The 23,272-nt window shown below is 66.2% G+C and carries 22 protein-coding genes and 1 tRNA gene; 13 read left to right on the top strand and 10 right to left on the bottom strand.

The window, feature by feature from the left end; genetic code table 11:
• Nucleotides 1-10: 10 nt before the first annotated feature.
• Nucleotides 11-1,585, bottom strand: coding sequence for a peptide ABC transporter substrate-binding protein (locus tag ACQP0C_RS02330; protein WP_433730093.1), 1,575 nt, complete (start codon nucleotides 1,583-1,585; stop codon nucleotides 11-13).
• A 457-nt stretch (nucleotides 1,586-2,042) separates the two neighbouring features.
• Here ACQP0C_RS02330 and acs point away from each other — a divergent pair, with 457 nt between their 5' ends.
• From acs to ACQP0C_RS02310, 4 genes are all read left to right on the top strand, one after another.
• Nucleotides 2,043-3,998, top strand: a complete 1,956-nt coding sequence (acs, locus tag ACQP0C_RS02325; protein WP_433730091.1) for an acetate--CoA ligase — start codon at nucleotides 2,043-2,045, stop codon at nucleotides 3,996-3,998.
• 181 nt (nucleotides 3,999-4,179) lie between these two features.
• The gene (nhaA, locus tag ACQP0C_RS02320; RefSeq protein WP_433734399.1) at nucleotides 4,180-5,439 is read left to right on the top strand and encodes a Na+/H+ antiporter NhaA; all 1,260 of its coding nucleotides are present in this window, start codon (nucleotides 4,180-4,182) and stop codon (nucleotides 5,437-5,439) included.
• On the top strand, nucleotides 5,436-5,936 hold the full coding sequence (locus ACQP0C_RS02315; protein ID WP_433730089.1) for a phage holin family protein: 501 nt from the start codon (nucleotides 5,436-5,438) through the stop codon (nucleotides 5,934-5,936). Before nhaA ends, ACQP0C_RS02315 begins: the two co-directional genes overlap by 4 nt.
• Nucleotides 5,937-6,007: 71 nt before the next feature.
• Nucleotides 6,008-6,943: an alpha/beta fold hydrolase gene (locus ACQP0C_RS02310; protein ID WP_433730087.1), complete on the top strand. Its 936-nt coding sequence runs from the start codon at nucleotides 6,008-6,010 to the stop codon at nucleotides 6,941-6,943.
• Between the two features lie 63 nt (nucleotides 6,944-7,006).
• On the opposite strand, the gene ACQP0C_RS02305 is transcribed toward ACQP0C_RS02310, so the two are convergent.
• The 4 genes from ACQP0C_RS02305 to nth all read right to left on the bottom strand — a co-directional run bounded on the left by ACQP0C_RS02305 (nucleotide 7,007) and on the right by nth (nucleotide 10,378).
• Complete coding sequence (locus ACQP0C_RS02305) at nucleotides 7,007-8,200, bottom strand: MarP family serine protease (RefSeq protein ID WP_433730085.1); 1,194 nt, start codon at nucleotides 8,198-8,200, stop codon at nucleotides 7,007-7,009.
• The gene (locus tag ACQP0C_RS02300; RefSeq protein WP_433734398.1) at nucleotides 8,197-8,835 is read right to left on the bottom strand and encodes an NUDIX hydrolase; all 639 of its coding nucleotides are present in this window, start codon (nucleotides 8,833-8,835) and stop codon (nucleotides 8,197-8,199) included. Before ACQP0C_RS02300 ends, ACQP0C_RS02305 begins: the two co-directional genes overlap by 4 nt.
• A gap of 77 nt (nucleotides 8,836-8,912) precedes the next feature.
• Complete coding sequence (locus ACQP0C_RS02295; RefSeq protein WP_433730083.1) at nucleotides 8,913-9,548, bottom strand: redoxin family protein; 636 nt, start codon at nucleotides 9,546-9,548, stop codon at nucleotides 8,913-8,915.
• On the bottom strand, nucleotides 9,545-10,378 hold the full coding sequence (nth, locus tag ACQP0C_RS02290; protein WP_433730081.1) for an endonuclease III: 834 nt from the start codon (nucleotides 10,376-10,378) through the stop codon (nucleotides 9,545-9,547). Before nth ends, ACQP0C_RS02295 begins: the two co-directional genes overlap by 4 nt.
• A gap of 91 nt (nucleotides 10,379-10,469) precedes the next feature.
• Here nth and ACQP0C_RS02285 point away from each other — a divergent pair, with 91 nt between their 5' ends.
• On the top strand, nucleotides 10,470-10,712 hold the full coding sequence (locus tag ACQP0C_RS02285; RefSeq protein ID WP_040773075.1) for a hypothetical protein: 243 nt from the start codon (nucleotides 10,470-10,472) through the stop codon (nucleotides 10,710-10,712).
• A gap of 147 nt (nucleotides 10,713-10,859) precedes the next feature.
• Nucleotides 10,860-11,534 (top strand): Crp/Fnr family transcriptional regulator, encoded by a 675-nt coding sequence (locus ACQP0C_RS02280; RefSeq protein ID WP_011206875.1) that lies wholly within the window; start codon nucleotides 10,860-10,862, stop codon nucleotides 11,532-11,534.
• A gap of 136 nt (nucleotides 11,535-11,670) precedes the next feature.
• Here the strand turns inward: ACQP0C_RS02280 and ACQP0C_RS02275 are convergent, their stop codons facing one another.
• Genes ACQP0C_RS02275 through ACQP0C_RS02265 form a run of 3 tightly spaced genes read right to left on the bottom strand, consistent with a single transcriptional unit; the run spans nucleotide 11,671 to nucleotide 13,138 of the window.
• Nucleotides 11,671-12,459, bottom strand: coding sequence for an MBL fold metallo-hydrolase (locus ACQP0C_RS02275; protein ID WP_433730078.1), 789 nt, complete (start codon nucleotides 12,457-12,459; stop codon nucleotides 11,671-11,673).
• 42 nt (nucleotides 12,460-12,501) lie between these two features.
• The gene (locus ACQP0C_RS02270) at nucleotides 12,502-12,960 is read right to left on the bottom strand and encodes a RidA family protein (RefSeq protein ID WP_355183684.1); all 459 of its coding nucleotides are present in this window, start codon (nucleotides 12,958-12,960) and stop codon (nucleotides 12,502-12,504) included.
• 16 nt (nucleotides 12,961-12,976) lie between these two features.
• Entirely contained in the window at nucleotides 12,977-13,138 is a 162-nt protein-coding gene (locus ACQP0C_RS02265; protein ID WP_085998464.1) for a DUF4177 domain-containing protein, read from the bottom strand.
• A gap of 386 nt (nucleotides 13,139-13,524) precedes the next feature.
• On the opposite strand from ACQP0C_RS02265, the gene ACQP0C_RS02260 reads away from it, so the two are divergent.
• Together ACQP0C_RS02260 and ACQP0C_RS02255 are read left to right on the top strand one after the other, a co-directional pair.
• The gene (locus ACQP0C_RS02260; protein WP_433734397.1) at nucleotides 13,525-14,544 is read left to right on the top strand and encodes an ArsA-related P-loop ATPase; all 1,020 of its coding nucleotides are present in this window, start codon (nucleotides 13,525-13,527) and stop codon (nucleotides 14,542-14,544) included.
• Nucleotides 14,541-15,680: an ArsA family ATPase gene (locus ACQP0C_RS02255; RefSeq protein WP_433730076.1), complete on the top strand. Its 1,140-nt coding sequence runs from the start codon at nucleotides 14,541-14,543 to the stop codon at nucleotides 15,678-15,680. The genes ACQP0C_RS02260 and ACQP0C_RS02255 overlap by 4 nt, the downstream gene beginning before the upstream one ends.
• A gap of 114 nt (nucleotides 15,681-15,794) precedes the next feature.
• On the opposite strand, the gene ACQP0C_RS02250 is transcribed toward ACQP0C_RS02255, so the two are convergent.
• Nucleotides 15,795-16,118, bottom strand: a complete 324-nt coding sequence (locus ACQP0C_RS02250) for a WhiB family transcriptional regulator (RefSeq protein WP_330251089.1) — start codon at nucleotides 16,116-16,118, stop codon at nucleotides 15,795-15,797.
• A 369-nt stretch (nucleotides 16,119-16,487) separates the two neighbouring features.
• Between ACQP0C_RS02250 and ACQP0C_RS02245 the strand changes: the two genes are divergently transcribed.
• On the top strand, nucleotides 16,488-18,860 hold the full coding sequence (locus tag ACQP0C_RS02245) for a penicillin-binding protein (RefSeq protein ID WP_433730074.1): 2,373 nt from the start codon (nucleotides 16,488-16,490) through the stop codon (nucleotides 18,858-18,860).
• A 75-nt stretch (nucleotides 18,861-18,935) separates the two neighbouring features.
• Here ACQP0C_RS02245 and ACQP0C_RS02240 read toward each other — a convergent pair whose 3' ends face one another.
• The gene (locus ACQP0C_RS02240; protein ID WP_433730072.1) at nucleotides 18,936-19,400 is read right to left on the bottom strand and encodes a GatB/YqeY domain-containing protein; all 465 of its coding nucleotides are present in this window, start codon (nucleotides 19,398-19,400) and stop codon (nucleotides 18,936-18,938) included.
• Between the two features lie 164 nt (nucleotides 19,401-19,564).
• Between ACQP0C_RS02240 and ACQP0C_RS02235 the strand changes: the two genes are divergently transcribed.
• The 4 genes from ACQP0C_RS02235 to ACQP0C_RS02220 all read left to right on the top strand — a co-directional run bounded on the left by ACQP0C_RS02235 (nucleotide 19,565) and on the right by ACQP0C_RS02220 (nucleotide 23,271).
• Nucleotides 19,565-20,527, top strand: coding sequence for a metallophosphoesterase (locus ACQP0C_RS02235; protein ID WP_433682038.1), 963 nt, complete (start codon nucleotides 19,565-19,567; stop codon nucleotides 20,525-20,527).
• Between the two features lie 49 nt (nucleotides 20,528-20,576).
• Complete coding sequence (locus ACQP0C_RS02230) at nucleotides 20,577-21,884, top strand: hypothetical protein (protein ID WP_433730070.1); 1,308 nt, start codon at nucleotides 20,577-20,579, stop codon at nucleotides 21,882-21,884.
• A 60-nt stretch (nucleotides 21,885-21,944) separates the two neighbouring features.
• Nucleotides 21,945-22,018, top strand: a tRNA-Pro gene (locus ACQP0C_RS02225).
• Between the two features lie 545 nt (nucleotides 22,019-22,563).
• Nucleotides 22,564-23,271 (top strand): GntR family transcriptional regulator, encoded by a 708-nt coding sequence (locus ACQP0C_RS02220; RefSeq protein ID WP_433730068.1) that lies wholly within the window; start codon nucleotides 22,564-22,566, stop codon nucleotides 23,269-23,271.
• Nucleotide 23,272 lies beyond the last annotated feature (1 nt).

The following is a 23,272-nucleotide window of genomic DNA, read 5'->3' as shown; positions in this document are numbered from 1 at the left end:
CGCCGAGCGGCTACTTCTCGATGTTCTCGAAGTCGAACAGACCGTTCCAGGCCAGATCGGCCTTCTTCACCTTGTCCGAACGTCCCGCTGCGGCAAGGTAATCCAGTACCGGGATATCGGCCATATCCTTGATCAGCAACGCCTGCGCCTGCCCCACGAGCTTGTACGACTCCGGCAGCGTCGGCGCGGCGAGCGCGGCGTCGAGCAGGTGGTCGAATTCGGGGCTCTTGTAGTCGACGTTATTGGTCTCGGAGTAGCTGTAGTACTGCGAGGTGAGGAACTGCAGCATCGTCGGGTAGTCGCCCTGCCAGCCATAGCGGAAGGACTTGCCGATCGTCTTCTGGTTCACCAGATCTCGGATGTTCTTGAAGGTCGGATACGGCGTGCCGACGGCGTCGATACCGAGGGTGTTCTTGACGCTGTTGGCTACCGCCTCGATCCACGCCTGGTGGCCGCCGTCGGAGTTGTAGGCGATCTCGTAGCGACCCGACCACGGCGAAATGGCATCGGCCTGCGCCCAGAGCTTCTTGGCCTCGTCGGGGTTGTACTTCAACACCTCGGAGCCGGGCAGGTTCCCATCGAATCCGGGCAGCGTGCTCGAGGTGAAGTCACGGGCCGGGATCTTGGTGCCGTTGAAGATGGTGTCGCAGATCTGCTGCCGGTTGATCGCCATGGAGATGGCCCTGCGGCGCAGCAGACCCTCCTCACCACCGAAATGCGGGACATTGGCCTGGACGCCAATGTGCTGGTTCTGCGCGGACGGATCGAGGATCGCGCGATCGCCGAGGTCCTTCTTGTACGAGGTCAGCGCGCTGTCCGGAATCGTGTCCAGAGTATCGAGATTGCCCGCCTGCAGATCCGAGTAGGCGGTGTCGAACGACTGGTACATGACGAAGCGCAGACCCTTGTTCTTGGGCGGGCGTCCGCCCTTGTAGTCCGGGTTGGGCACCAGATCGATCTTGACGTTGTGCTCCCAGGTCCGGAACTTGTAGGGGCCGTTGCCGATCGGGTTCTCGCCGAAGGCCTTCATATCCTTGAACGCGGCCTCGGGCAGCGGATAGAACGGCGCGTAGCCGAGTTCGGTCTCGAAGTCGATGGACGGCGACTTCAGCTCGACGGTGAAGGTCCGGTCGTCGACCACCTTCAGCCCCGACATCGTCTGTGCCGTCGGCTTTTCCGCCGATACCTCGTCGAATCCGACAATCGGGGTGAACGCGTAGCTCTGCAACTGGCCATTGGTGCCGAGGGCGCCGTAGTTCCAGGCATCGACGAACGACTTCGCCGTCACCGCGGTGCCGTCGGTGAACTTCCAGTCCGGCTTGATGGTGATGGTGTAGGTCTTGCGGTCGGGAGTCTTGATCGACTCGGCCATCTCGTCGTGCGCGACACCCTTGCCGTCGTAGTACTTCAGACCCGCGAACAGCCGGTCCACGACCCGGCCGCCCATATTCTCATTGGTATTGGTTGGTACCAATGGATTCTGCGGCTCACCGGCGTTCGTCGTGACGATGTCGGCATCGGCACTATCGCTGGACGAACATGCGGACAGTCCCAGGCTTGTGGCCAGTACGACTGCCGCGGTCAACGCTGTAGCTCTGTTGAATCTCAACGCGTTCTCCCGATTTCGAGACAGGCAAAGGGGATCCGCGACCGCGCATGCGCAGTTGCCCAGCGCGCCTCGACTCGATCCGCCTTGGAATGCCTGGGACGTTAGCTATTCGAAGCAGACTTGTCACCGGATTGACCGAGGTTCGTTCCACTTGTTACCAATCCGGCAACATCGGTGAAACACGCTAAAGATTCATGAGAAAACGGACATTCGCCGGAAGTATGCCTCCGTTGGGGCTTCCGGTGTCCGGAGCTGAATGACTATGACGATAGCGACCGAAGGTCCGGTTTGTCAGCGGATCGCGCAGGATACCCGCTGTCTTGACGGGATGGAAACCGGTTGGACACACCGGACGCGGTGTGGGTCACAGTTGGTTACTGTCGAATTCGACCGCGACTGCCAGCGCCACGGGCTACGTGAAGGAAGAGACGAGATGACCGATACCACCGCCGACCACCGGGAGTCGTACCCGCCGAGCGCGGAGTTCGCCGCCGCCGCGAACGCCGACGCGTCGAACTACGCGCGGGCCGCGGCGGATCGCGACGCGTTCTGGGCCGAACAGGCCGCACGGCTGCACTGGGATCAGCCATGGAGCCAGGTCCTGGATTGGAGTGACGCGCCCGTCGCGAAGTGGTTCGTCGACGGCAAGCTCAATGTCGCCTACAACTGCGTGGACCGGCATGTGCTCGACGGACACGGCGATCAGGTCGCCATCCATTGGGAGGGCGAACCGGGCGATTCCCGCGATATCACCTACGCCGACCTGCTGGCCGAGGTGTCCCGGGCCGCCAACTACCTCACCGAACTCGGACTCGAGCCGGGCGATCGGGTCGCCATCTATATGCCGATGGTCCCCGAGGCGATCGTATCGATGCTGGCATGTGCGCGACTGGGTCTCACGCATTCGGTGGTGTTCGCCGGCTTCTCCCCCACCGCCCTGCGCCAGCGCGTCGATGACGCGAGCGCCCGGCTCATCATCACGACAGATGGTCAGTGGCGGCGCGGCAAGGCCGCACCGTTGAAGGAGGCCGTCGACGAGGCGCTCGACGCCACTGGCGAAAATGGACACAGCGTCGAGCACGTACTGGTGGTGCGGCGCACCGATATCGAGGTGCCGTGGACCGAGGGGCGCGACCTGTGGTGGCACGAGACCGTCGCACAGGCGAGCCCCGAGCACACACCGCAGGCCTTCGACGCCGAGCATCCGCTGTTCATCCTCTACACCTCCGGCACCACCGGAAAGCCGAAGGGCATTCTGCACACCACCGGCGGCTACCTGACCCAGGCGTCCTACACCCACCACAACGTCTTCGATCACAAAGCGGGACAGGACATCTACTGGTGCACCGCCGATATCGGCTGGGTCACCGGACACACCTACATCGTCTACGGACCACTGTCGAACCGCACCACCCAGGTCGTCTACGAGGGCACGCCGAACTTCCCGGACGAGCACCGGCACTGGAACATCGTCGAAAAGTACGGTGTCACCATCTATTACACGGCACCGACACTGGTACGCACCTTCATGAAGTGGGGCAAGGAGATCCCGGGTGCCCACGATCTGTCCAGCATCCGGCTGCTCGGCAGCGTCGGCGAGCCGATCAATCCGGAGGCCTGGCGCTGGTACCGCGAGGTGATCGGCGCGAGCACCGCGCCCATCGTGGACACCTGGTGGCAGACCGAGACCGGTTCGATCATGATCTCCCCGCTGCCCGGCGTCACCGCCGCGAAGCCGGGCGCCGCGATGACACCGCTGCCCGGCATCTCGGCCAAGGTCGTCGACGAGGAGGGCAGGGCGGTCCAACTCGGCGAGACCGAGGCCAATGGCTACCTGGTGCTCGATCAGCCGTGGCCGTCGATGCTGCGCGGCATCTGGGGCGATATGGAGCGCTACCGGGCCACCTACTGGGAGCGCTACGCCGAACAGGGCTGGTACTTCGCCGGTGACGGCGCCAAGCTCGACGCCGACGGCGATCTGTGGGTGCTCGGCCGGGTCGATGATGTGATGAACGTCTCGGGTCACCGCATCTCCACCGCCGAGGTGGAGTCCGCGCTCGTCGGCCACTCCGGGGTCGCCGAGGCCGCGGTGGTCGGCGCCAGCGACACCACCACCGGACAGGGCATCGTCGCATTCGTGATCCTCACCGCCGAGGCCAAGGACACCGGTGCCGCCCTGGTCGACGAGTTGAAGGCGGAGGTGTCGCGGGAGATCAGCCCGATCGCGCGGCCGCGGGAGATCCACGTGGTGCCGGAACTGCCCAAGACCCGCAGCGGCAAGATCATGCGGCGCCTGCTGCGTGACGTCGCGGAGGGTCGGGAACTGGGCGATACCTCGACGCTGGTCGATCCGAACGTCTTCGAGGCGATTCGGGCCAGTCGCACCTGAGTCGGCGCCCCGAAAACGGCACATCGTAGGGCCGGTGACGAGATTCGTCACCGGCCGTACCCGTTAGAATTGCGTAAGGTGTGCCGGGAAGCCTGGTCGGCATGCGGTCGTGTAGCTGAAAGCCGAATCGGTTGGATTGCGCGTCCGCAGCCATGTCCACCCTGCCGGAAGGTTTCCCGTGATCACCCAAGTGCGGTCGGAGCTGACGCGCTACCTACGCACCGAAACCGTTGGTGGCGCAATACTTCTGATCGCCGCCGCGGCTGCGCTGCTGTGGGCGAACTCGCCGTGGGGCGGCAGCTACGTCACCATCACCGAAACCGTCCTGCCCATCAGGGCGCTGCATCTGAACCTCACCGTCGCGGAATGGACCAAGGACGGTCTGCTGGCGATCTTCTTCTTCGTCGCCGGACTGGAACTCAAACGCGAGCTGGTGGTCGGTGAACTCGCCGATCCCAAGCGGGCCGCGCTGCCGATCATCGCCGCGGTCGGCGGTGTGATCACCCCGGCACTGATCGCGCTGGCGGTCGGATTCGGCATCGAGGGCATGGACCGGGGCTGGGCCATACCGGTGGCGACCGATATCGCCTTCGCGCTGGCCGTACTCGCCATGACCGGTTCCAGAATTCCGGCGAGCGCGCGGGTATTCCTGCTCAGCCTGGCGGTGGTCGACGATCTACTCGCCATCATCCTGATCGCGGTGCTGTTCACCACGACGCTGTCGGCGCTGTGGCTGCTGGCCGCGGCGGCCTGTTTCGCGGGCTGGGCGCTGGCCCAGCACCGGCGGATCTCCACGCCCCTGGTGTATTTGCCGCTGGCACTGATCCCCTGGTACGCGCTGCACGAGGCGGGCATCCACCCGACCCTGGCCGGTGTCGCGCTCGGCCTGCTGACCAGGGTGCGCAAGGATCCGGGTGAGGCGCAGGCTCCGGCAATGCGGCTCGAACACCTGATCCAGCCGATCTCGGCCGGATTGTGCGTACCGCTGTTCGCCCTGTTCGCCTCCGGAGTTCCGTTGGACGGCAAGGTCTTCCAGCAGCTGTTCACCGACCGCCTCGCGCTGGCCATCATTCTCGGATTACTGCTGGGCAAGACCCTCGGCATCTTCGGGATCAGCTGGGTGGCAATCCGATTGGGCATCGCCAAACGTCCGGTGAGTCTGGGCTACCGAGACATGTTCGCCCTCTCGGTGCTCGGCGCGATCGGCTTCACCGTTAGCCTCTTGGTGGCAGAACTCGCGCTGGCGGACGTAGGCGACGGCTCGGCCGTCGAATTGGCGAAGGCCGCGGTGTTGGTGACATCAATGACGGCGTCGCTCGCGGGTTCGGCGCTACTGTTGCGGCGTGGGCGTGTCCACCAGGCGCGGCGGGATGCGCGTGCGATAGAACGAGAGAGTGAGGCCGATACAGTGCCGGGACAGGGAGAAGGGTCGACCAAGTGAGTTTCACAAACGGCGGTAACGGGGACGAGTCGCGTCGCGGCCGCACTGTCACCTCGATTCCCCTCTCGGATACCGATCCCATCGGATCGGCGAGCTTCGGCACCCTGGTCCGCGATGCCACCGAGCAGATGTCGACGCTGGTGCGCGCCGAGGTCGAACTGGCCAGGGCCGAGGTGACCGGCGAGATCAAGAAGGGCCTGCAGGGCAGCGTCTACTTCATCCTCGCGCTGACCGTCCTGCTGTTCAGCACCTTCTTCTTTTTCTTCTTCCTCGGCGAGCTGCTCGATGTGTGGCTGGCGCGCTGGGCGGCGTTCCTGATCGTGTTCCTGTTGATGATCGTCGCGACGCTGGTGCTCGCACTGCTCGGCTATCTGCGGGTCAAGAAACTGCGGGCGCCGGAGAAGACGATCGATTCGCTCAAGCAGGCGCGCAACGTGCTGCCGAGTGGGTTCGGCTCGCACGAGGAGCACCTCGCGCTCGAGAAGCCGACGGAGTAGAACGCGCCGCACGGCCGATCCGACTGCGCCGACTAGGCGGCGAGGCCGCCGCCGCACTAGGCTCGATCGGCGTGTCGTCGAACTCGTTTCCCGATCCGTCCAGCGTCCGTTACGACGGCCCCTGGACGCATCGGGACGTGCACGCCAACGGCATTCGCTTCCACGTCGTCGAGGCGGCGCCGGACCGCAGGGATGCACCGCTGGTCGTGCTGCTGCACGGATTCGCCGACCTCTGGTGGTCCTGGCGACATCAGTTGACCGGACTCGCCGAGCTGGGCTACCACGCGGTCGCGGTGGATCTGCGCGGCTACGGCGATAGCGATAAACCGCCGCGCGGCTATGACGGCTGGACGCTGGCGGGCGATATCGCGGGACTCATCCGCGCGATGGGCTACTCCGAGGCCACGCTGGTCGGCCATGCCGACGGCGGATTGGTCTGCTGGACGACCGCGGTGCTGCACCCGCGGCTGGTGCGCTCGATCGCGCTGGTCAGTTCCCCGCATCCGGTCGCGCTCAAGAGCGCGGTGCTGCGGGATCGGCGCCAGCGCCGGGCCTGGCTGCCGAATTTCCTGCGCTACCAGCTGCCGCGGTACGGCGAACACCTGCTCACCACCGGCAATGGCTTCGAGGTCGAGCGGCTGCTGCGCCAGCGGGTGAGCCGAACCTGGTCGGGCAGTGCCGAATTCGTCGATACGGCCGATCGGATGCGCTCGGCCATCCAGATTCCGGGCGCGGCGCACTGTGCCCTGGAATATCAGCGCTGGGCCTTCCGCAGCCAGTGGCGTCCGGACGGGCGCCGCTTCATGGCCACCATGCGCCAGCCGATCCGCATTCCGGTCCTCACCATGCGCGGCGAACTCGACGGCTATTTATCACCCGCGACCTTCCAGCGCGGCCGCCGCTGGGCACCACAGCGGCGGCAAGTCGTGATCCCCGGCGCGGGCCACTTCGCCCACCAGGAGAATCCGGACGCGGTCACCGCCGAGCTCGCCAAGTTGCTCGGCTGACACCGATCCCAGGGGCCGCTCGCACGGACACAGGGGCGCTCGCACCCCTGTGTCCGCCGTCGATCAGCTCAGGACACACGCACCGGTATCCACCGCCGAAAACGAGGCCGTCGCGGCATCGAGTTGCGGCCGTACTTCCGCCAGTGTCAGGACGTATCCGGTGTCGTCGTCGGTCACCGCGGCACCGAATACGATGCCGAGCGCACGGCCGTCGGTATCCACCAGCGGCCCACCGGAATTGCCTGCGCGCACCTGTCCGCGGACCGTGTAGACCTCGCGTTCGACGGTGCCGTTGCGGTAGATCGTCGGTCCGGTCAGGTCCAGCGTTTCGCGGATACGGGCCGCGCTGGCGGTATACCGCCCGCCACCCGGATAACCGAGCACGATGGCATTCTCACCCGAGCGCGCGGGCGTTGAAGCCTGCTCCACCACCGGGGCGGTGAGCCCCGGCACCGCGAGGATCGCGACGTCCTTGGACGGATCGAAAAGCACAACCGAAGCGTTGAGCGGACCGCCGACGGCGTCCACCGTGATGCTGGTGGTTCCGGCGACCACATGGGCATTGGTCACCACCCGCTCGGGCGCGATCACGAAGCCGGAGCCCTCCAGTGCGCGCTGGCAGCTCGGGGCGACGCCACGGATGCGCAGGACGCTCTGCTGTAGCGAGGCCGCCACCGGACTGGTCAGGACGCTCGGGTCCGGGGGCTCGACGGCCGCGATCGGGGCGCGGCCGAAGGGACCGATGACGTCCGGGAGCCCGGAGGTGTTGAGCAGCTTGGAGAATTCGTTGGGCAGGCGGCGCAACCAGTTCGGCGAGACCTCGTTGACGTCGGCGAGCACCTTCGAACCATTGATGGCCGAGGCGATGGCGGGCTGCGAGGAGGTGGCCAGCGGCAGCGCCAGCAGCCATGCGGTGACCAGCACCGCCACCGCTTGCAACAGGGCACCGATGACGCTGTCCACACTGCGGGTGAACGGATGGCGCATACCGCCGCGCGCGGCCCGGCCCAGGACCATGCCCGCGACCTCGCCGACAATGACCAGCAGCACGATCAACAGCACGCCGGTGAGCACCCGCGGTCTGCCCTCGTTGACGTGGATCAAAATATGGGGCGCGATGAGAATGCCCGCGACCGCGCCGAGTACGACGCCGAGGAAGGCCAGTGCGGAGGCCACCGCGCCCTGCCGCCAGCCGGAGGAGGCGGCCAGCAGCGCGAGCAGCACCACCGCGATATCGAGCCAAGCCGATGAGGTCATAACGTCATTCCTACGGCCGCCAGCGCGGTCTCCAGATCACGGACATCGCTGTGGTCCCATTCCCGTTCCCACCCGGCGGCCTTGCAGATCCCGGCCAGAATGCCGCCGGTCAACCCCCACACCAGCATGCCGTCGACCTGGAAAGCCGCGCTCTGATAGCCCAGGCTGCCGCGCACCATGAAGCGGTTCGCCGGTTCCAGCAGGTCGGCCAGCGGCACCCGCACGACCCGTTCGGTCTCGGTCTCATTGACCACCTGGACCGCCCTAGGGGTGTGCCAGTAGGCCACCACCGGGGTCACATCGAAGCGGGACGGGGGCACGAACAGTTTCGGCAGTACGGCGAAGGGTTCGACGCCATCGCGCGCCAGTCCGGTCTCCTCACAGGCCTCGCGCAGCGCGGTGTCGATCGGCCCGGAGTCGCCGGGATCGACGGCACCGCCCGGAAAGGCGACCTGACCGCGGTGCTGGCGCATGGTGGACGCGCGCTGGGTGAGCAGCACATCCGCGTCGCCGGGCAACCCGCCGGGGGCATCGGGATCCGGTTCGGGTGAGCCGCTGAACAGCACGAGTACCGCCGCCTGCCGCGGCGTGCTCTTGGCGGTCATGGCCCGCCGCAACGCTCGCGCCAAGCTCATCGTTTCGGTGGTGTCGGTACTCGGGTCCGCCGCCCGACGCAGCCACTTCGGGATGCTGTCGGGCGTGGGGATCTCGGTCATGCCGCAACTCCCAGCTTGTTCGCGACCGTATCGGCGATATCGTCGATACCGGTGAAGGCGCGCACGACCACCTCGGCGACCGAGCCGTCCGCACGCAGCAGCACCGATACCGGTAGCACCGCGGGCGCACCCACCGCGGTGCGGACCTTGGCGCGCGGATCGAGCACGCCGGGCAATGTCACCCGCAAATCGGTCAGCAACGCGAGCGCTCTCGCCTCATCAGGATCGCTGTGCACGGTCAGCACGGTAATCGCGTTTCCGGCGCGTCGCGCGTACTCCTGCACATCTGGCAACTCTTTGGCGCACGGTCCGCACCAGTACGCCCACAGGTTCAGCAGTGCCGGTTTACCCGCCAGCGCGGCCGCCAGATCGACCGGCTTTCCGTCGGCCAGACAGCCGAGGCCGAGTCCGGCAAGCGGCCCGCGCCCCACCGCATCCGCCGCCGGCACCGGACATTGAGTGAGTCCGGCGGCGCTGCGGGCGGTGAGCGCGGCCGTTGTCCCGGAATTCGCCGGATGGTCGCCGCCCGCCGAGGTGTCGTCGCTATGGCGCGGCCACAGCGCGACCGCCAAGGCCACCATGGTGATCAAACCTGCCAGCGCCAAGCGCGCCCCGACAGGTATCCGTCTCACCGGCCCACCAGCTCGAGCAGATGCTCCGCTTCCGGACCCTTCACCAGCTTGGCCGCGGCTTCCGGATCGGTCGGCCCGGCCCCGAACGACGGGCAGTCCTTGGCCAGAATGCAGACACCGCATGCGGGTTTGCGGGAATGACAGACCCGGCGCCCGTGGAAGATCACGCGATGGGACAGCATCGTCCATTCCTTGCGCTCGATCAGCTCGCCGATGGCGTGTTCGACCTTCACCGGATCTTCTTCGGTGGTCCACGCCCAGCGCCGCACCAAGCGGCCGAAATGGGTGTCGACGGTAATGCCGGGTACCCCGAAGGCGTTGCCGAGGATGACATTGGCGGTTTTGCGGCCGATGCCGGGCAACTGCACCAATTCCTCGAGGGTGTGAGGCAATTCACCATCGTGCCGTTCGACCAGTGCCTGCCCGAGCCCGATCAGGGAACTGGTCTTATTGCGGAAGAAGCCGGTCGGCCGGATGTATTCCTCCAGTTCAGCGCGGTTCGCCTCGGCGTAGGCGCGGGCATCGCGGTACTTGGCGAACAGCGCGGGTGTGGTGAGATTCACCCGCTCATCGGTGCACTGCGCGGAAAGTATTGTGGCGACCGCCAATTCGAGCGGAGTGGTGAAGTCGAGTTCACAGTGCGCGTTCGGGAAAGCCACCGCGAGCGCACGGTCCATTCGGCGGGCTCTTCGGGTCAGGCCCAGTTGGGTTTCCGCTTGTCGCGCTCGGGATTTGCGTTTCGGAACGGGGACCGCGGCGGGTTGCGCATCGGTCGCCTCGGCGGCAGAGGAAGGCCCGCTGACGGCGGCTGTGGGGGGAGAGACACGCACCCGTCCACCATACGGAACCACGCGACAACGGTGCCCTCCTAGATCTCTTGCCGTGTTCCATCTGAGACCTAGACCGTGTTTACTGCTCGTCATGCAAGGACTCGCCGTGGTGCTCTTCCCAGTGGTGCTGATGCTTTTCGCACTGGGCATGGAGCGGGTCGAGAATCGGCTCCGCAAACTTCTCGAACCCGACGAAGAGGTTCAGCAGTACCTGGACAAGGCAAGCAACGCCGAAGTGAAGGAGCTGACGAAGCTCGGACTGCCCGCCGCGGTGGCACGGATGCGCAGGCGCCGGTCCCGTGGTGACGAACTGGACGTCGCACGCGCCAGCTGAAAGCCCTACCAACCGGTATCTGGCACGGCGCGCAATCCACTCGTTACGTGGTGTCTGTCACTACGCTGCCCTGATGCCGCGTAGACTGCGCTGTTGGCCGATTCGCTTCGGTCCAGGACAGAGCCATTTCCCATAAGGAGCACATTCGTGGACGAGGCCCTCGCCAGAGCAGGCATCTTCCAAGGCGTAGAGCCCACCGCGGTGGCGGCTCTAGCCAAACAACTGCAGCCCGTGGATTTTCCGCGCGGACATGTCATCTTCAACGAGGGCGAGCCAGGCGACCGGTTGTACATCATCACCTCGGGCAAGGTGAAGATCGGACGGCGTTCTCCGGACGGCAGGGAGAACCTGCTGACCATCATGGGCCCGTCGGACATGTTCGGTGAGCTGTCGATCTTCGACCCGGGTCCGCGCACTTCGACCGCGACCACCGTGACCGAGGTACGCGCGGTCACCATGGACCGTGACGCACTCAAGTCCTGGATCGACCAGCGACCCGAGATCGCCGAGCAGTTGTTGCGCGTTCTCGCCCGCCGTTTGCGCCGCACCAACAACAACCTGGCCGACCTGATCTTCACCGACGTTCCCGGCCGGGTCGCCAAGGCGTTGCTGCAGCTCGCGCAGCGGTTCGGCACCCAGGAGGCCGGTGCGCTGCGGGTCACCCACGACCTCACCCAGGAAGAGATCGCCCAGCTGGTCGGCGCCTCCCGCGAGACCGTGAACAAGGCGCTGGCCGACTTCGCGCATCGCGGCTGGCTGCGGCTGGAGGGCAAGAGCGTGCTGATCTCCGACTCCGAGCGCCTGGCCCGCCGGGCGCGCTGACGCTCGACCCATATCGGCGACCGGACATCCGGCCGCCGCATTGTCGTGCCGCGGCGGATATACGCCGCGGCACAGATGCGAAAGCACGCCGAGTTCAGCGCTTCACTGAACTCAGCGTGCTGTTGTTTTTCTAGGTCTACTCGGCGCGCAGGTACTCGAGCTGGGCCTGCACCGAACTGCGCGCGGCAAGCCACAATCGCTTGTCGACATCGGCGTAGACCTTGCGCACCACTGCCATCGCGCCCGCGTTCGGGCCGAGCACGCGCAGCGCCTCCCGCACCTGGTCCAGACGCTCCTGCCGGTGCGCGATGTAGTACCGGGCGACCGGCTCCAGATCGGGGTGATCCGGACCGTGCGCCGGTAGCAGTGCACGTCCCGCACCCACCTCGACCAGTCTGTCCAGCGATGCCAGGTAGTCGGCGAGGGTGCCGTCGCTGGAATCCAGCACGGTGGTGCCGGAGCCGAGGATGGTGTCACCGGTCAGCACCGCGTCATCGAGGACGAAGCTCACCGAGTCCTTGGTGTGGCCAGGGGTGTCGAGGACGGCGATCCGGAGACCGGCCGCCTCGATCACCTCGCCGTCGAGCAGCGGTGCGTCGGCGCCGTGCAGGAATTCGGCGGTCCTGGCCCGCACCGGAGTGCCCGTCAGCTGGACCAGCCGGTCGATGCCGCCGGTGTGGTCGTGATGCCGATGGGTGATCAGGGTGAGCGCGATATTGCCGTCGGTGGCGCGGGCGATGGCCTCGCTGTGCGCCTTGTCCTCCGGTCCCGGATCGACGACCACATACTCCGATTGCCCCGGGGCGCGCAACAGCCAGGTGTTGGTGCCCTCCAGCGTCATCTGGCCCGGATTGTCCGCGAGTACGACCGCTGCGGTCGGCGTGACCTGGCGCAGCTGGCCGTATGCGGGATGGGTGAGCGTCATAGGAGTACCCCAGTCGATCGAAAACCTTGCCTGCGAACCTGTCTAGCGCACTTCGGCGATCAGTTCGACCTCGACGGGGGTATTGCGGGGCAGTTCGGCGACGCCGACCGCGGAGCGCGCGTGCACGCCCGCATCACCGAAGACCGCACCGAGCAGCTCCGAGGCGCCATTGATGACCTGCGGCTGATCGGTGAATCCCGGTGCGGAGGCGACGAATCCGACGACCTTGACGATCCGCACGACCGCATCGAGTCCGACCAGATCGTGCACCGCGGCGATCGCGTTCAGCGCGCAGAGCTTCGCCGCCTCCTTGGCCTGCTCGAGCGAGACCTCGGCGCCGACCTTGCCGGTCGCCGAGAGCTGCCCGTCCACGAACGGCAGCTGGCCGGAGGTGTAGACCAGCGAACCGGTGCGGATCGCCGGAATATATGCGGCGACCGGAGCCACTACCGGCGGCAGGGTCAGGCCGAGCTGGGCGAGGTTCTTCTCCCACTGGGTCATTGGCGAATCCCTTCGCTTACTTGGGGCGCTTGAGGTAGGCGACGTGCTGTTCACCGGTCGGACCGGGGAGCACGGTCACCAGCTCCCAGCCGTCGGCGCCCCACTGGTCCAGGATCTGCTTGGTCGCATGCGTGAGCAGCGGAACGGTGGCGTATTCCCACACCTTCGAATCACTCATGTCCGAGACTGTATCTTCGGCCGCGCGGGCGCGGCGTGTTCGCGGTCCCCTTTTGTTTCGCGTCCGAGCCGTCGAGACCCGCGCCTTCGTCGCATGCGCTTCGACGACTCGGACGCGAGACGGGTCGCGAACGGGTCACTCGTTCTCGCTCCGTGGTGGTCACCGACGTGCGGATCGTTGACTGCCCGAAGTACACCGGCCTCGAGCAAGCCGCTGGTGGGACCGGCTCCCCGACGATCGACAAGGGCGGGGCTCTCGCGTCACCGTAAGACGTGCGAGTCTCACTGTCTGGGACGGGGTGGCTCGAAAACCGACTAGTAACCATATCGCTGGGGCGCGATCTGATGACGGGTTATAGGCTCGCGATCGTGGGAGTACCAACAGCAGTGCCCATTTCGGCGGAGCCGGGGCCAGAGACGGGTTGGCCGGAGCGCGCGGATAAGGCCCGCTTGCACTATGTCTCCGGCAAAGGGGGAACCGGCAAGTCGACGGTCGCCGCGGCGCTCGCGCTGGCACTGGCCGCCGGCGGACGGCGGGTGCTGTTGGTAGAGGTGGAGAGCAGACAGTCCATTGCCCAGCTGTTCGATCTGCCGCCCTTGCCGCCCACCGAGACCAGGATCGCCACCGCGGACGGCGGCGGTGAGGTGGTCGCGCTGGCACTCGATATCGAGCACGCCTTCCTCGAATACCTCGATATGTTCTACAACTTGGGCTTCGCCGGACGGGCCATGCGCCGGGTCGGTGCCATCGAATTCGTCACCACGATCGCACCCGGTCTGCGCGATGTCATCCTGACCGGCAAGATCAAGGAATGCGCGGTCCGGGTGGATAAGCAGGGCAAGCCCGTATTCGACGAAATCGTCGTCGACGCACCGCCGACCGGTCGGATCGCCAGCTTCCTCGATGTCACCCAGGCCATGGCCGAAGTGGCCAAGGGCGGGCCGATTGCCTCACAGGCCGAGGGCGTTTCGAATCTGCTGCACTCCGATCAGACGATGATCCACCTGGTCACCCTGCTCGAGGCACTGCCGGTGCAGGAAACCGCCGATGCCGTCGCCGAACTCACCGCCAATGACCTGCGCATCGGCACCGTCATGGTGAACCGCGCGACCAAGGGGCAGCTCCCCGCCGAGGTGCGCAGTAGGGCCGCGCGCGGCGATATCGACCGCGACGCCATTCGCGCCGGACTCACCGAGGCCGGAATCTCGTTGTCGGATCAGGACTTCCAGGGTCTGATCACCGAAACCGTCGAGCACGCGGCCACCCTGCAGGCACAGGACGATAGCGCCGCCGAACTCGCGAAGGTCGATGTGGCGCGGATATATCTGCCCGCACTCGCCGACGGCATGGATCTCGGCGGCCTCTATGAACTGGCCGAACATCTGAGTAAGCAGGGGGTCCGATGAGCAGCCCGAATGTGGCCACACCACTGGATATTTCGCGGATCATCGAGGATCCCACGGCGCGGGTGGTGGTCTGCTGCGGCTCCGGCGGCGTCGGCAAGACGACCACCGCGGCGGCCATCGGACTGCGTGCGGCGGAACAGGGCCGCAAGGTCGTGGTGCTCACCATCGATCCCGCGCGGCGACTGGCCCAGTCACTCGGTGTCGCCGATCTGGACAACAGCCCGCAGCGAGTGGCGCTCGGTCCCGAGGCCAAGGGCGAACTGCACGCGATGATGCTCAATATGCGTCGCACCTTCGACGATATGGTGCTCGAGCACACCAGTCCGGAGAAGGCGGAGCAGATTTTCGCCAACCCCTTCTATCAGACGGTCGCCTCCTCCTTCGGCGGTACGCAGGAGTACATGGCGATGGAGAAGCTCGGCCAGCTGGCCGCGCGCAAGGAGTGGGACCTCATCGTGGTCGACACTCCCCCGTCCCGCAACGCACTGGACTTCCTCGATGCGCCCAAGCGTCTCGGAAACTTCTTGAACGGCAGGATGATCCGGGTCATCATGGCCCCGGGTCGCGGTGTCACCCGATTGGTGACCGGTGCGATGAGCCTGGCCGTGCGCGGTGTGTCGACGATTGTCGGCGGGCAGATGCTCAAGGACGCGTCGAACTTCCTGCAGTCGCTGGAATCGCTGTTCGGCGGTTTCCAGGATCGCGCGGACCGGACCTATGCGCTGCTGTCCAAGCCGAGCACGCACTTCCTGGTGGTCGCGGCCGCCGAACCGGACGCACTGCGCGAGGCGTCGTTCTTCGTCGACCGCCTCTCGACCGAACGCATGCCGCTGGCCGGATTGGTATTGAATCGAACCCACCCGGTGCTCAGCGCACTACCCGCCGATCACGCGCTCACCACTGCCGATCAGCTGGCCGAATCCGATCCGCTCACCGCCGCGGTGTTGCGCATCCACGCGCAGCGGGTCGCCACCGCCAAACGCGAACAGCATCTGCTACACCGCTTCACCGGCGCGCATCCGCGGGTGCCGATCGCCTCGGTGACCGCGCTGCCCTTCGAGGTCTCCGATCTGGAGGCGCTGCGCGCGGTGGGTGCTCAGCTCACCGATGCGCACCCGGTCGAGGTGACCGCCTGATCGTGACGTCGAGCCGAAATCGCTTGGGCCACCGTGACATTCTGATGCTGGATTGATATAGACCCATTAACGGAATCGAGCCCGCAATCGCGGGCTCGGTACCATTTTCCAGGGTTAGATTGCTACTTGATGCTGACGCTGGGCCTGAAAAAAGTCCGCCCAGGACGTCACCTCCGGGTGCTGCTTGAGCAGCGCACGACGCTGCCGTTCGGTCATTCCACCCCACACGCCGAACTCGACTCGATTGTCGAGCGCATCGGCCCCACACTGCATCAGCACCGGGCAGTGCCTGCAGATCGTCGCCGCCTTGCGCTGCGCTGCGCCGCGGACGAACAGTTGATCAGGGTCTACTTCCTTGCATCGGGCCTGGGCAACCCAGGCGATCCTTGCTTCGGCCTGCTCCACGTCCAATCGAGCGATGGGGGTTGTCATGTGCATTTGGTGTGCCCCTTTGCAGTCCGAACACCGGGTCAACGGCGCTCCAGAATCGCGTGTCAGTGCCGCAGCAACCCAAACCCCGCTGCGAACTGCACCACATTCCACTTTGAGTGTTAGCTCTATCACACTGGGTTCTCAATCTAGGTAAAGGTATGGCCTCTGCGCAAGACCGTCCCGAGACTTTTTGGTACGTCCGTCCATGCAAACGTGATCGAGAACCGGGCGGTCGACCCGACATGTGGTTCGCCCTTCAACGACACGCCGGATTCCATCCCGCGACACGCCGATTCGGGCAGTCGAACCGCAGGATCTGACGGACTGACAAACACACCCGAGAGCCCCGGAACGGCACCCCGTAGTCTTGGCATCGTGCCGATCACACATACGCTCGCGAGGCTGTGCGGCAGCTGCGCGCTGGCCGCCGTGCTCGTCGCCGGGTTGTTGTTCCCTCTCGCAGGCGGTTTCGGGTTCGTCTCGAACCGTGCTGCCGACGCCGTCGACAATGTGTCCGCAGAACTGGTGGAGGGCACCGCCCCCGCCGTCTCGACCATGGTCGATATAAACGGAACGCCCATCGCCTGGCTGTACGAGCAGCGCCGCTTCGAGGTCCCCAGCGACAAGATCTCCAACGACATGAAGTTGGCGATCGTCTCCATCGAGGACCGGCGCTTCGCCCAACACGAAGGCGTGGACTGGCAGGGCACGCTGCGCGCGTTCCTCACCAATACCAGCAGCGGTGAGGTGCAGCAGGGTGCGTCCACCCTCGATCAGCAGTATGTGAAGAACTTCCAGCTGCTCGTCGTCGCGAAGACCGACGCCGAGCGCCGGGCCGCCATCGAGACCACTCCGGCGCGCAAGCTGCGCGAGATCCGGATGGCGCTCACCCTGGACCGGGAGCTGACCAAGGACGAGATCCTCACCCGCTACCTGAACCTCGTACCGTTCGGCAATGCCTCCTACGGCATCCAGGACGCGGCGCAGACCTATTTCGGCGTCGACGCGGTGAACCTGAATGTGCCGCAGTCGGCGATGCTGGCCGGCATGGTGCAGTCCAGCTCGAAGCTGAATCCCTACACCAATCCCGACGGCGTGCTGCAGCGGCGCAATACCGTGCTGGACACCCTGATCCAGAACATCCCCAGCCGTGCCGAGGAGTTCCGCAAGGCCAAGACCGAACCGCTCGGCGTGCTGCCCGAGCCGAAGGGGCTGCCGCGCGGCTGCATCGCCGCCAACGACCGCGGCTTCTTCTGCGATTACGCACTGCAGTACCTGGCCAATGCCGGCATAAGCCGCGAACAGATCAATACCGGCGGCTATACGATCAAGACCACTCTCGATCCGGCCCTACAGGATTCGGTGAAGCGCTCGGTCACCGAGGCCGCGAACCCGAACCTCGACGATGTCGCCCAGGTGATGTCGGTGGTCGGACCCGGACAGGATTCGCATCCGCTGCTCGCCATGGCCAGTAGCCGCACCTACGGCCTGAACCGGAATGCCAACGAAACGGTGCAGCCGCAGCCGTATTCGATGGTCGGTGACGGCGCCGGCTCGATTTTCAAGCTCTTCACCACGGCCGCCGCCATGGAGAAGGGCATGGGTATCAATGCCCAGCTCGATGTGCCGGGCCGGTTCGAGGCCAAGGGCATGGGTAACGGTGGTGCGCGCGGCTGCCCGCCGGCCACCTACTGCGTGCAGAACGCGGGCAACTACAAGTCGCCGATGTCGGTGACCGAGGCGCTGGCGACCTCGCCGAATACCGCGTTCGTCAAGCTGATCCAGGCTGTCGGCGTCACCCCGACCGTCGATATGGCGGTGCGCCTGGGCATGCGCTCCTACACCGAGGCGGGCAGCTCGGGGCACGGCAACCAGAGCCTCGCGGACATGATCAAGGACCAGAACCTCGGCTCGTTCACCCTGGGCCCGGTCGCGATCAACCCGCTCGAACTCTCGAATGTGGCAGCCACCTTGGCCTCCGGCGGCCGGTGGTGCCCGCCGTCGCCGATCAAGGAGGTGATCGACCGCTCCGGCAGGACGGTGCCGCTCACCCAGCAGGCCTGCGAACAGGTCGTCGACGCCGGACTGGCGAACACCCTCGCCAATGCGATGGGCCAGGACGACGTCAGCGGTACCGCGGCCGGTGCGGCGCGGGCCACCGGCTGGAATGCGCCGCTGTCGGCCAAGACGGGAACCACCGAGAGCCACCGCTCCTCGGCCTTCGTCGGCTTCACCAACTCGCTGGCGGCCGCGGCCTATATCTATGGCGACAGCCCGACGCCGGGCGAGATCTGCTCGTTCCCGCTGCGCGGCTGCGGTGACGGCAATCTCTTCGGTGGTAATGAACCCGCGCGCACCTGGTTCAACGCGATCAAGCCGGTGCTCGGGAACTTCCCGCCGCCCGGACTGCCGCCGCTGGACGATAAATATGTGCGCGGGTCGAACCAGGCCCAGGTCCCCGATGTCACCGGCATGTCACAGGGCCAGGCGACCGCCGCGCTGGTGACGGCTGGCTTCCAGGTCTCGCCGGTGAACGGCCCCGGTGCGCCGCCGAAGGGGACGGTGATGGGGACCGCGCCCAATGGATCGGCGATTCCCGGCTCGGTGATCACGATCTATATCAGCGATGGGACGCAGCGGGTCCCGACGCCCGCGCCCGGACCGGCGGCACCGCCGGGGATTCCGATTCCGGGCCTTCCCGGTATTCCCGGGTTCCCGAGCATCCCGGGATTCCCGGCTCCTCGATAGCGCTTCGACAACATGAAACCGCCGACCCGGATCTGATCCGGGTCGGCGGTTTCGTTCATCCGTCTCGGGCCGACGCTACAGGCGCGCCTTCACCGCAGCCGAGAGCCGCGCGCCATCGGCCTTGCCCGCGGCGATCTCGGTGGCGACCTTCATGACCTGGCCCATCTGTCGCATGCCCGGCCGCTCGCCGAGTTCCTGGGCGACCTGGGCGATCGCGGTGTCGGCCACATCGGCGACCTCCGCGTCGGTCAGCTGACTCGGCAGATATTCATCGATGATGCGCGCCTCGGCATGCTCATTGGCGGCCAGTTCGCCACGCCCGGCCTGGGTATAGACCTCGGCCGATTCGCTGCGCTTCTTCGCCTCTTTCTGCAGTACGGCAATGACCTCGGCGTCGGAGAGTTCCCGCGCCTGTGCGCCCGCCACCTCGGCGGTCTGGATGGCGGCCAGCAGCATCCTGAGGGTGGCGAGGCGCAGCGTGTCCTTGGCTTTCATCGCGGCGGTCATATCCGCGCGCAGCTGCGATTTGAGTTCCGACATGTGCCACACGGTAGCCGCTTCCCTGTTCCCGGCCCACTACATTTGGCGCCCTGTCGTATTGGCAATGCTCCCGGGGGCCGCGGGTCCGAATTGACCGCACCACGCCGACCGCTTGTGCGGAAACACACTCGGCGTTCCGCACCGGGGTCACCTATGCTGGGCAAATGCCCGTAATCTCGACCGCCGCCATCCGACGAACCGCCTTGGGAGCCGCCGGGGCCGCGGTGGCCGGTATCGGCTACGCCTCGCTGATCGAACGAAACGCCTTCGTACTGCGTGAGGCCACGATGCCGGTGTTGCAGCCGGGCTCGTCGTCGCTACGGGTGCTGCACATCAGCGATCTGCACATGATGCCCGGTCAGAAGCTCAAGCAGCAGTGGCTGCGGGAGCTGGACCGGCTGGAACCGGATCTGGTCGTCAATACCGGTGACAACCTGTCGCACCAGAAGTCGGTGCCCGCGGTGGTCCAGGCCCTCGGCGGCTTGCTTTCCCGCCCGGGCCTTTTCGTTTTCGGCAGCAATGACTACTTCGCGCCGGTGCCGAAGAATCCGGCGAAGTACTTCAAGAAGGACCACCGGCGGGTGTACGGCGCGCCGCTGCCGTGGAAGGACCTGCGCGCGGCCTTCACCGAGCGGGGCTGGCTGGATCTGACCCACGTCCGTCGCGACGTCGAGGTCTCCGGCTTTCGGATCGCGAGCGCGGGCGTCGACGATCCGCATCTGCAGCGCGACCGGTACGACACCATCGCCGGCGCACCCAACCCGCTCGCCGTGCTGAGCATCGGCCTGACCCACTCGCCCGAACCCCGGGTGCTGGACCGCTTCGCCGCGGACGGCTACGACCTGGTCATGGCCGGGCACACCCACGGCGGTCAGCTGTGCCTGCCCGGATACGGTGCGCTGGTCACCAACTGCGGTATCGACCGTTCGCGGGTGAAGGGCTCCTCCAAGTGGGGTGCGCACACCCAGTTGCACGTCTCCGCGGGTCTCGGCACCTCGCCGTGGGCGCCGTACCGCTTCTGCTGCCGCCCAGAGGCCACGCTGCTGACTCTGGTCGCCGCACCGCCGAAGCGTCCCAATGCCGATAGCGGCCAGGGCGTTTCACCCTCGGAAGCCATCGCACGCTGAGTTCGGCTAAGGTCCCTTGCCGAGACTGACGTCAGGCAGGGGAACCAGTGTGAGTGATTTCGACGACCGGCGCGACGAATCGACGGATTCGGGTCGACCCGGGACGCCGTATCAGCAACAGCATTACGGCGCCGGACAATTCGGTCCTGCGCTGGGACAGCCCGGGCATTCCACCCCGGCCGCTCACACCCGGCCAGTGCAGGGCGCCGAGGCGCACAACACATTCGGTGCGCCGGTACACTTCGATCCGCCGGTATCGCCGCCCGGCGGCGGTGCGCCGAACTGGTCCAACAACGGCACCCATGACGCGGCGGGTTCCTTGCAGTGGCAACCGGGCCACACCGGATCGGCCCGAACGGCAAGCGCGCAGCGACAATTCAAACCCACGACAGAGTGGGAACCCACGGCGATCGCCACGGCACCGCTGGAATCCGCCTCGCGACGGCAGACCGGGTCGGGCCCGACCGGATCGACGACGCAATTTCCGCCCGGTGCAACAGCATTCGGGCCGCAGGGGCCGACGCGAGCGACCTATGGACAAGACGGCGGCGTGAACGCGCTGTTCGGCGATCGGATCACACCGGACGCATTGCGCCCGAATCGCAGCCGGGACCGGCGCGGTATCGCCTGGGTCGCCGCCGCGGCGGCGGCACTGGTGATCGCGGGCGGAGCGACGGCGATCGTGTTCGCCAATAGCGGCCCGGATAACACCTCCGCGCAGAATCCGGCGCCATCGATGGTGAGCGCACTCACGCCAACGGCATCGCATACTCCGGCACATTCCAGCACCAGCCAGCCCAGCGCCCCGGCCAATCACGAAACCCCGGTCGTACCCGGTTATCAGGTGGTGGTGGCATCGGACCTCGGCGCCGCCTATGACGTGCCCGCCGACTGGACCGTGGCCCCCGACGGCAAGGTCGGCGGTTTCGGCGAGCCGCCCAACGCCGTCACCGGTAAGGGCCTGGCGACCGAGGGGAAGAGCTACTGCCCCGGCTCCACCCGCACCGTGGCCTTCCTGACCGGTTCCAAGGACACCGATTCGGCAACCGCCGCAACCGAACTGGGCACCAGGACCGCCAAGATCGCGTACACGAACTCACCGGGCGGCACACCGAGCCCCGCACAGCCGCTCACCTCCCTCGACGGCTCCCAGCACGGCATGTTCGTGGAGACCAGGGGCACCGCAACCAAGACCAATCCCGGCTGCGCGACGGACTACTCCGTCTACACCTTCGCGACCCCCACCGAGAACGGCAGCTTCGTCATGGTGATCACCGCCGATACCGGCGTCCCCAACGCCGTCGACGCGGCGACCGCGCAGCGCATCTTCACCAGCATTCGACCCCATGAAGGGTGATTGACCTGCCGGTTTAACGTCTGGACCAGAGCTGTTGTAAGCTACTCCAGGTTCGATTCACGGGGTGTGGCGCAGCTTGGTAGCGCGCTTCGTTCGGGACGAAGAGGTCGCAGGTTCAAATCCTGTCACCCCGACTCGTGGTTGAGACGAACGGTTCCGCCCCCGGCCCGCACAGGCTGGGGGCGGAGCTGTTTGCGCTGGTTGGCCCGACGGTACGGGGTCGGCCACCACACAGCGCAGGCGATGACCGCTAGTAGCCCGGATATCAGGGCCAGCAATCCGACGATCACGAACGCTTCCATAGCTACCTCCCGAGACTGCTCGTAGGTGCACCCGGCGCCGAGGGCGGATCGCCGCCGACGGACGGCGCGGGAGGGCTGTCCGTCGGCGGGCCGTCTTCGCTGGCTCCGCTACCGCGCGCCGGGCCGCTCATCAGCCTGCTGCGGCAATGTGTCCTGCAGTGGCGTTGCGGCGTTGCCAAGGTGTTGCTGTCTGCTCCACCTCACTGTGCACCGGTGGTGAGAAGTTCCGGAAGGAGGCGCGCCGAGGACAGGACCGAATGACAGCATGGCTGTTCCGATATGTCCCGCGATGTCCCGTATGGGCGGTGAGCACACTCTTACCGCTTGCTAACTTGCCGACATCTCGACGAAACGCGAGGTCCATAGCGTATACACGCATGTCGACACGGGTGGCCACACAGGCGGATGCGGCGGGACGACCGTTGCGGGACGTGGTTTATACGACGCTGCGCGGCGAGCTGATGAACGGGGATATAAGGTTCGGCGAGCGCCTGACCGAGCCCAAGCTATCGGCTCGGTTCGGGATATCCAGGACGCCGATCCGGGAAGCGCTGACGGTGCTGTGCTCGGATGGGCTGTTGCAGCGCGAGGAGTACGGCTTCACCCCGGTGCGGCCGAGCATTCCACTGATCCGCGATCTCTATGAGTTGCGAATCACCTTGGAGCTCAGTGGAATTCAGCGGGCCATCGATAATCCGGCGGTGGTGCACGATAACGCGCTGCTCGCGGCCGAGCGGGAGGCCTGGCTGGTCTTGCGGGCGGATCCGCCCGAGCAGGAGCCCGGTTTCGTGGTCCGGGACGAGGAATTCCACGTCACCCTGCTGACGGCAGCGGGCAATGCCGAACTGGTGCGCTCGTTGAAGGCGGTGAATTCCCGTATCCGGCATGTGCGGATGTACGACTTCATGGTCAACAACCGGATCGAGACCACCATTGCCGAGCACCTGGGAATTCTGGATGCCGTACTGGCACAGGATCTTCCGCTGGCCTACCGGCTACTGCACACCCATATCGGCGAATCGCTCGATGTGGTCCTCGATCGGGTCACGCGGGCGATTGCCGCGATGTCCCTGGCAACTGAATAGG

Source organism: Nocardia sp. CA-129566 (assembly GCF_050956075.1).
In the GTDB taxonomy this organism is placed as follows: Bacteria; Actinomycetota; Actinomycetes; order Mycobacteriales; family Mycobacteriaceae; genus Nocardia.
Note: the sequence above shows the minus strand (reverse complement) of the source record. Positions and strands in the feature narration are given on the sequence as shown.

Bases quoted from the DNA above. Each gene is read 5' to 3' on its own strand.
- ACQP0C_RS02220 (WP_433730068.1), top strand. From the start codon at position 22,564: ATGTCGACACGGGTGGCCACACAGGCGGATGCGGCGGGACGACCGTTG.
- ACQP0C_RS02275 (WP_433730078.1), bottom strand. From the start codon at position 12,459: ATGACGCTCACCCATCCCGCATACGGCCAGCTGCGCCAGGTCACGCCG.
- ACQP0C_RS02255 (WP_433730076.1), top strand. From the start codon at position 14,541: ATGAGCAGCCCGAATGTGGCCACACCACTGGATATTTCGCGGATCATC.
- ACQP0C_RS02270 (WP_355183684.1), bottom strand. From the start codon at position 12,960: ATGACCCAGTGGGAGAAGAACCTCGCCCAGCTCGGCCTGACCCTGCCG.
- ACQP0C_RS02305 (WP_433730085.1), bottom strand. From the start codon at position 8,200: ATGACCTCATCGGCTTGGCTCGATATCGCGGTGGTGCTGCTCGCGCTG.
- ACQP0C_RS02235 (WP_433682038.1), top strand. From the start codon at position 19,565: ATGCCCGTAATCTCGACCGCCGCCATCCGACGAACCGCCTTGGGAGCC.
- ACQP0C_RS02285 (WP_040773075.1), top strand. From the start codon at position 10,470: ATGCAAGGACTCGCCGTGGTGCTCTTCCCAGTGGTGCTGATGCTTTTC.
- ACQP0C_RS02265 (WP_085998464.1), bottom strand. From the start codon at position 13,138: ATGAGTGATTCGAAGGTGTGGGAATACGCCACCGTTCCGCTGCTCACG.
- ACQP0C_RS02240 (WP_433730072.1), bottom strand. From the start codon at position 19,400: ATGTCGGAACTCAAATCGCAGCTGCGCGCGGATATGACCGCCGCGATG.
- acs (WP_433730091.1), top strand. From the start codon at position 2,043: ATGACCGATACCACCGCCGACCACCGGGAGTCGTACCCGCCGAGCGCG.
- ACQP0C_RS02250 (WP_330251089.1), bottom strand. From the start codon at position 16,118: ATGCACATGACAACCCCCATCGCTCGATTGGACGTGGAGCAGGCCGAA.
- ACQP0C_RS02300 (WP_433734398.1), bottom strand. From the start codon at position 8,835: ATGAGCTTGGCGCGAGCGTTGCGGCGGGCCATGACCGCCAAGAGCACG.